The 7,615-nt window shown below is 45.2% G+C and carries 10 protein-coding genes; 8 read left to right on the forward strand and 2 right to left on the reverse strand.

What is annotated here, in order from left to right; translation table 11 throughout:
• Window positions 1-69: 69 nt before the first annotated feature.
• Both R7Q46_RS23585 and R7Q46_RS23590 read right to left on the reverse strand, forming a co-directional pair.
• Window positions 70-297, reverse strand: a complete 228-nt coding sequence (locus R7Q46_RS23585) for a SlyX family protein (protein WP_005381455.1) — start codon at window positions 295-297, stop codon at window positions 70-72.
• Complete coding sequence (locus R7Q46_RS23590; RefSeq protein WP_213871917.1) at window positions 294-1,280, reverse strand: WD40 repeat domain-containing protein; 987 nt, start codon at window positions 1,278-1,280, stop codon at window positions 294-296. Before R7Q46_RS23590 ends, R7Q46_RS23585 begins: the two co-directional genes overlap by 4 nt.
• A gap of 128 nt (window positions 1,281-1,408) precedes the next feature.
• Here R7Q46_RS23590 and fkpA point away from each other — a divergent pair, with 128 nt between their 5' ends.
• The 8 genes from fkpA (at window position 1,409) to fusA (ending at window position 7,384) form a co-directional block, all read left to right on the forward strand.
• Window positions 1,409-2,191 (forward strand): FKBP-type peptidyl-prolyl cis-trans isomerase, encoded by a 783-nt coding sequence (gene fkpA, locus R7Q46_RS23595; RefSeq protein WP_017821751.1) that lies wholly within the window; start codon window positions 1,409-1,411, stop codon window positions 2,189-2,191.
• Window positions 2,192-2,334: 143 nt separating this feature from the next.
• Window positions 2,335-3,057 carry a transcriptional regulator gene (locus R7Q46_RS23600; protein ID WP_005382804.1) on the forward strand — a complete coding sequence of 241 codons (723 nt, stop codon included), beginning with the start codon at window positions 2,335-2,337 and terminating at the stop codon, window positions 3,055-3,057.
• Complete coding sequence (gene tusD, locus R7Q46_RS23605) at window positions 3,054-3,449, forward strand: sulfurtransferase complex subunit TusD (RefSeq protein WP_017821752.1); 396 nt, start codon at window positions 3,054-3,056, stop codon at window positions 3,447-3,449. Before R7Q46_RS23600 ends, tusD begins: the two co-directional genes overlap by 4 nt.
• Complete coding sequence (gene tusC / locus R7Q46_RS23610; RefSeq protein WP_054702275.1) at window positions 3,446-3,802, forward strand: sulfurtransferase complex subunit TusC; 357 nt, start codon at window positions 3,446-3,448, stop codon at window positions 3,800-3,802. The genes tusD and tusC overlap by 4 nt, the downstream gene beginning before the upstream one ends.
• A gap of 7 nt (window positions 3,803-3,809) precedes the next feature.
• Complete coding sequence (gene tusB, locus R7Q46_RS23615; RefSeq protein ID WP_005382799.1) at window positions 3,810-4,085, forward strand: sulfurtransferase complex subunit TusB; 276 nt, start codon at window positions 3,810-3,812, stop codon at window positions 4,083-4,085.
• 177 nt (window positions 4,086-4,262) lie between these two features.
• Complete coding sequence (gene rpsL, locus R7Q46_RS23620) at window positions 4,263-4,637, forward strand: 30S ribosomal protein S12 (protein ID WP_004399892.1); 375 nt, start codon at window positions 4,263-4,265, stop codon at window positions 4,635-4,637.
• 101 nt (window positions 4,638-4,738) lie between these two features.
• The gene (rpsG, locus tag R7Q46_RS23625; protein WP_005382796.1) at window positions 4,739-5,209 is read left to right on the forward strand and encodes a 30S ribosomal protein S7; all 471 of its coding nucleotides are present in this window, start codon (window positions 4,739-4,741) and stop codon (window positions 5,207-5,209) included.
• A gap of 75 nt (window positions 5,210-5,284) precedes the next feature.
• Window positions 5,285-7,384, forward strand: a complete 2,100-nt coding sequence (gene fusA, locus R7Q46_RS23630; protein ID WP_005382794.1) for an elongation factor G — start codon at window positions 5,285-5,287, stop codon at window positions 7,382-7,384.
• Window positions 7,385-7,615 lie beyond the last annotated feature (231 nt).

Genomic DNA, 7,615 nt, shown 5'->3' on the forward strand with positions numbered 1-7,615 from the left:
CCTTCTTAAGTAATTAATACAACAAAGCCCAGAACATGTTCTGGGCTTTATGCTATTTGAGCCTGCATTTTAATAATGCGGTGGTGGGGTTTCTTCTGACGGATCGGCTAAATTCGACGAGTCCATATTTTTTACTTTACCTACCACATATTTCATCTGATCGAGCATCTTGGTAATTTGCAGTTGTTGCTGCGATAAAGCGCCGTTCAGATCTTCAATAGTCTGTTCTTGGAACGCAAGCTGACATTCTAAGTCATTAATGCGTGCTTCCAATTGCTGAATGATTTTTTCTGTCATGATCCGTTCTCTAACTGCCAAGCTTGGGCAATACCTGCTGAAGTAGCAGTAATTACGCGTTGTTTTGAATCAAAGGCTGCATCATACACGACCGCACGGGGAGGGCGAGTGTCTTTTTTGGGCTCCACTTCAAATCCACTCATTCGTTTTCCGGTTTGAGTATCCCATATTGACACACGGCCAGAAGGGCTTCCTGTGACTAGTTGAGTCCCGTCGTCAGAAAATCGTGCGGTAGAGAAAATTAATTGGCGTGACCAACTGCTCAACTGTGTGACTTCTTGTCCAGTTTTTAAATCCCAAACAATCGCTTGGTTTCCGCCATCAGATGTCATTGCTAATTTTCCATCTCTTTGCAGGGCCACGCGAACAATTCGTTGTCCATGTTCGAAGGTTCGTAGTACTTGTCCGGTTTCGGTGTCCCACAGATACGCTTTATAGTCATTACCTCCGGTTAGGGCGAAGCGCCCATTAGGAGAAATGGCCACGGAATTGACTTTTTCACGATGTGCAAGGAACTCCATGCGACGCCCGGTGACTAAGTTGACATAAATTGCTTTACCGTTGGATAACCCAAGCAGAACTTGTTCACCATTACTGGTGATATCAACGTCGCGAATGAGCGCATCAGAGATAGACCAAAGGCCTTCGGATTGCGTCCAGCCTAGGTCCCAAACTGCGAAGTTCATTTGGCTTGCTGTAATTGCGTAGCGGCCATTGTCAGATATGCGGATATGGGAAACCACATTGGCATCGGCATCGAGTTCACCCAGGTTGGCTAGTTGTTCATTTTGCTCTAGGTCCCACAACATCAAATGACGTTGTTGAGAATAGAGCAGAGCAAACCGTCCATCTCTGCTAAGTGCGAAGCTTGTCGCACCTTGAGGTTCTATCGGCCAACGCTGCACTTCACGCTCGGCGAAAAAGCAACCATTTAACGTGGTGATGACAATTAAATATAGGAATAAATGAAAAATTCTTTGCATCACATCTAATAATCCGGTTTGTGTCTTAAGACATATAGCTAGTATATTGGTATAACGATTGTCTTCACTAGTCTCATAGAAGATTTGTGCACAACAACCAATGGCAGAGCCATTATTGGGAGAATTTAATGAAATCAGTTTTAAAAGTGTCGCTACTTGCTGCAACAGTTATGCTAGCGGTAGGTTGTCAGAAAGAAGAAACTAAAACAGAAACCGCACCTCAAGCAGAACAAGTTCAAGCAGAAACCGGTAAAGCGGTTCACTTTAAAACCGACGACGACAAAGCGGCATACGCAATCGGTGTTTCATTTGCTAACTACCTAAGCACAAGCATCGACAAGCCAAGCGAAATCGGCATTAATCTTAACAAAGATTTGGTACTAAAAGGTATCGAAGACGTCTTCAAAGGCAATGCTGAATTGAATGAAGAAGAAACACGTGCAGCACTAGAATCTCTAGACAAGCGTGTTGCAGAAAAGATGCAAGCACAAGCGGCTGAGAAAGCAGCTGAAGCGAAAAAAGCTGGCGATGATTTCCGTGCTGAGTTTGAGAAGCAAGAAGGCGTAGTGAAGACAGATACAGGTCTTCTATACCAAGTAATGACACCAGCTGAAGGTGAGAAGCCAAAAGACACTGATACGGTTCAAGTACACTACAAAGGTACTCTGATCGACGGTACTCAGTTCGACAGCTCCTACGATCGTGGTGAACCTGCAACGTTCCCACTTAACCGTGTAATCCCAGGTTGGACAGAGGGTGTTCAGCTAATGCCTGTGGGTTCTAAATTCAAATTCGTTATCCCGCCAGAGCTAGCATACGGTGACCAAGACACACCAAGCATTCCTGCTAACTCAACGCTAGTATTTGAAGTTGAGCTGCTAAAAGTTGAGAACGACAACGCAGAGCAATAACAATAAGCTGCGATAAGTTATTGAAAAAGGTCCGTTTAACGGGCCTTTTTTGTTCTAGGTCACTAGTTGGTGAGTTTGCTAGGTTGCTTTTCAAATTTTCTGATAAACTTACACCAATTTGTTGATTTTTCGCTCGAAGGCTTATGACAACTACAGAAACAATAAACGCGGAGATGTTGCTCGAAATGGAATCCGTTAACGTGATGCCGTTTACCGAGCACGACAAAATCATTTTAAGATCTTATGAGGCGGTCGTGGATGGTATCGCCAGCCTGATAGGTCCATTTTGTGAAATCGTTCTTCACTCTCTAGAAGACTTAAATACCTCTGCAATTAAAATCGCTAACGGTGAAAACACGGGGCGCCAAGTCGGCTCACCAATCACTGATTTAGCGCTTAAGATGCTAAAAGACATCGAAGGCTCGGAGCGCAACTTCTCACGTTCGTACTTTACCCGTGCAAAAGGTGGCGTGTTGATGAAGTCGATTACTGTCGCCATTCGTAATGGCGAAAATCGCGTGATTGGTTTGTTGTGTATCAACGTCAACTTGGATGCGCCTTTCTCGCAAGTCCTTCAGTCTTTCATGCCGACGCAAGAAGCGAAAGAAGCGGCTTCCTCGGTCAACTTTGCTAGTGACGTAGAAGAGCTGGTGGACCAAACTGTTGAACGCACCATCGAAGAGATCAATGCGGATAAATCCGTATCTAACAACACCAAAAATCGCCAGATCGTGATGGAGTTGTACGACAAAGGTATCTTCGATATTAAAGATGCCATCAACCGTGTCGCGGATCGCCTTAATATTTCAAAACACACCGTTTACTTGTACATTCGTCAACGTAAAACCGAGGATGATGAAAGGTGAGTAAACTGACTTACACGTTAGTGGTGAATGGTCCCGTTTATGGCAGCCAGTCAGCGCGCAGTGCTTATCAGTTCGCCAAAGCGGTGATAGAGCAAGGCCATCAGCTAGTGAGCGTCTTCTTTTATCAAGATGGTGTGACTAATGGTACTGCTTTGAGTGTGCCAGCCAACGATGAATTTGATCTCAATAAGGCGTGGCAGTCTTTGGCTAAAGAGCATGGTGTTCGCCTAGAAACTTGTGTCGCGGCCGCTTTGCGTCGCGGGATTGTAAGTGAAGAAGAAGCGAATCAACATGGTTTGGTTCAGAACAATCTAGCCGATGGTTTTGAACAAGCAGGCTTAGGTAGCCTAGCTGAAGCGATGTTAACCCAAGACAGAGTGGTACAGTTTTGAGTCAGTTAACTTATCTATTTCGTAGTGCGCCACATGGCTGTGCAGCTGGTCGTGAAGGTGTGGATGCACTGTTAGCTGCGTCGGCTTACTGTGAAGATATCAGCGTCATTTTCATGGGTGACGGGGTATACCAGCTTCTACTCGGACAAGACCCCAACAATATTTTGAGTAAAGATTACGCGCCGATGTTAAAGCTTTTCGATTTATACGACATCGAACAAGTCTTTGTGTGTTCAGAGTCGTTAACCCAGCGAGGTTTGGCGCAAGCGGATTTAGTCATTGAAGCCCAAGCGTTAAGCTCAGAACAGCTCAAAGATAAGTTACAACACGCTGGCAAGCTACTGTCTTTTTGAGGAAGGTATGTTACACATCATAAAAACAGTCTCTGCTCTAGAAGACGCCATGCCCTTATGCAGTGAACAGGATGACATCTTACTTATAGAAGATGCAGTGTACGCTGCTAACTCGCAACATAAAGCATTTTCCCATCTAAAAAACCGCAGCGTATTTGTGTTAGAGAGCGATGCGCAAGCTCGCGGTATTGCAAATCGTATCAGTCCATCGCTGACGATTGTGAATTACTCAGGCTTCGTTGAACTAACAGCAAAACAGGATAAATCCCTAACTTGGGATTGAACAAGATTTGCTGTCGACAAAGCTTTACGGATGAATTGTTCTAATTGAACAAAAAAGATCCGTATATTTCTTGACACACCTCTCACTGCTGCATAGAATTTTGCGTCCCTAACTGCATTGGCAGTTGGGGATAGATTTTTCACAAAGCTTACTTTCAAGTAAATCAGGAGCTAGTTAATGGCAACTATTAACCAGTTGGTACGTAAGCCACGTGCAAAGCAAGTTGTTAAAAGCAACGTGCCTGCACTAGAAGCGTGCCCACAAAAACGTGGTGTATGTACTCGTGTTTACACTACTACACCTAAAAAACCTAACTCAGCACTTCGTAAAGTTTGTCGTGTACGTCTGACAAACGGCTTCGAAGTTACATCGTACATCGGCGGTGAAGGTCACAACCTTCAAGAGCACTCAGTTGTTCTAATCCGTGGTGGTCGTGTTAAAGACCTTCCAGGTGTGCGTTACCACACTGTTCGCGGCGCACTAGACTGTGCTGGCGTAAATGACCGTAAACAAGGTCGTTCTAAGTACGGTGTGAAGCGTCCTAAGTCTTAATGGATTCCGTTAAGTAAGGCCAAACACTAAATTATTTTTAATTTTTTGAAAAAACTGAAAAGTTTTGGATAAAACCTGAAGAAGACAACGGAGATAAATCCATGCCACGTCGTCGCGTCATTGGTCAGCGTAAGATCCTTCCAGATCCAAAATTCAAATCTGAATTGCTGGCAAAATTCGTTAACATCCTAATGGTTGACGGTAAAAAATCTACTGCAGAGAAAATCGTTTACACTGCACTAGATGCTATGGCTGAAAAGTCTGGTAAAGACCACTTAGCTATTTTTGAAGAAGCTCTTGAAAACGTTCGCCCAGCGGTAGAGGTTAAATCTCGCCGTGTTGGTGGTTCAACTTACCAAGTACCTGTAGAAGTACGTCCGGTTCGCCGTAACGCACTTGCTATGCGTTGGTTGGTTGAAGCTGCGCGCAAGCGTGGTGAAAAATCTATGGCTCAACGCCTAGCTGCTGAAATGCTAGACGCGTCTGAGAACAAAGGTACTGCGGTTAAGAAACGTGAAGACGTTCACCGCATGGCTGACGCAAACAAAGCGTTCGCTCATTACCGTTGGTAATACCTTCTGTGCTGCGAGGTTCTCTCGCAGCACTTTTCTATACTCTAAGGTACACCTTAGTAAGAGGATACAATCGTGGCTCGTAAAACTCCTATTGAGCTATACCGTAATATCGGTATCTGTGCTCACGTAGATGCAGGAAAAACAACCACAACTGAGCGTATTCTGTTCTACACTGGCCTTTCTCACAAAATCGGCGAAGTTCACGATGGTGCAGCAACCATGGACTGGATGGAGCAGGAGCAGGAGCGTGGTATCACTATCACATCCGCTGCGACTACTACATTCTGGCGTGGTATGGAAGCACAGTTCCCTGAGCATCGCGTAAACATCATTGATACCCCTGGACACGTTGACTTTACTATCGAAGTAGAGCGTTCTCTTCGTGTACTTGATGGTGCTGTGGTTGTGTTCTGTGGCTCATCTGGTGTTGAACCTCAGTCTGAAACTGTATGGCGTCAAGCAGACAAATACCACGTTCCACGTTTGGTATTTGTAAACAAGATGGACCGTGCGGGCGCAGACTTCCTACGCGTTGTGAACCAAATTAAGAATCGTCTTGGTGCGACTCCTGTTCCAATCCAGCTGAACGTTGGTGCGGAAGATGAGTTCAGAGGTGTCATCGACCTTATCAAGATGAAAATGATCAACTGGAATGATGCCGATCAAGGCACTTCGTTTACTTACGAAGACATCCCGGCTGACATGATTGAACTTGCTGAAGAGTGGCGCAACCACATGGTTGAATCCGCTGCTGAAGCTAGCGAAGAGCTGATGGACAAGTACCTTGAAGAAGGTGAATTGACTGAAGCTGAGCTCAAACAAGCTCTACGTACTCGCACACTAAATAACGAAATCGTACTGGCTACTTGTGGTAGTGCGTTCAAGAACAAAGGTGTTCAAGCGGTACTGGATGCAGTAGTTGAGTTCTTGCCATCGCCTGTTGACGTACCTGCAATTAAAGGTGTCGACGAAAGAGAAAATGAAGTTGAGCGTCATGCTGACGACAACGAACCTTTCTCAGCGCTAGCGTTTAAGATTGCGACTGACCCATTCGTGGGCACGCTAACTTTCATGCGTGTTTACTCCGGTGTTGTAAACTCGGGTGACGCTGTTTACAACTCAGTAAAAGAGAAGAAAGAGCGTTTCGGTCGTATCGTTCAGATGCATGCGAATAAGCGTGAAGAAGTGAAAGAAGTTCGCGCTGGTGATATTGCAGCTGCTATCGGTCTGAAAGACGTAACAACAGGTGACACACTGTGTGATCAGAACCACAAAGTGATTCTAGAACGCATGGAGTTCCCTGAACCAGTTATTCAGATTGCTGTAGAGCCTCGTTCTAAGGCAGACCAAGAGAAAATGGCTATCGCGCTAGGTAAACTAGCAGCGGAAGATCCATCATTCCGCGTGGAAACGGACGACGAATCAGGTCAGACTCTGATCTCAGGTATGGGTGAACTTCACCTAGACATTATCGTTGATCGTATGAAGCGTGAATTCAGCGTTGATTGTAACGTTGGTAAACCTCAGGTTGCTTACCGTGAAACCATTCGTGGTAAAGCGGAAGTTGAAGGTAAGTTTGTTCGTCAATCAGGTGGTCGTGGTCAATACGGTCATGTTTGGGTCAAACTTGAGCCTTCTGAGCCTGGTGAAGGTTTCGTATTCGTAGACGAAATCGTGGGCGGTGTGATTCCTAAGGAATACATCAGTTCGGTATCGAAAGGTATCGAAGAGCAAATGAATAGTGGTGTTCTAGCGGGTTACCCTGTACTAGATATTAAAGCTACACTATTTGATGGTTCTTACCACGATGTAGACTCAAGCGAGATGGCGTTTAAGATCGCTGGCTCGATGGCATTCAAGAAAGGTGCACTAGAAGCACAACCTGTGATTCTAGAACCTATGATGAATGTCGAAGTAACCACTCCGGAAGACTGGATGGGTGACGTTGTTGGTGACCTAAACCGTCGTCGCGGTATCATTGAAGGCATGGACGAAGGTGTGGCTGGTCTTAAGATCATCCGTGCTCAAGTACCACTATCCGAAATGTTCGGTTACGCAACTGATCTACGTTCTGCAACTCAAGGCCGTGCGTCTTACTCTATGGAGTTTCACGAGTACGCTGAAGTGCCGAAAAACTTCGCAGATAAAATTATTGCAGAGCGTGGTTACTAATTGACGATTGAACTGCAAAAAGTTTACGACTTTTTGCGAGATCAGGGCGTCCAAATATTGCGCTAACGGGCGTTGGCGCATAAAATAACAATTTCTGGCGCGTCGTCGATCAATAATGATCACGACGAATCATAACTAGGAAGGAACACGATCGTGTCTAAAGAAAAATTTGAACGTACGAAACCGCACGTTAACGTTGGTACTATCGGCCACGTTGACCACGGTAAAACA

The sequence above is a fragment of the Vibrio sp. 811 genome (assembly GCF_033339195.1).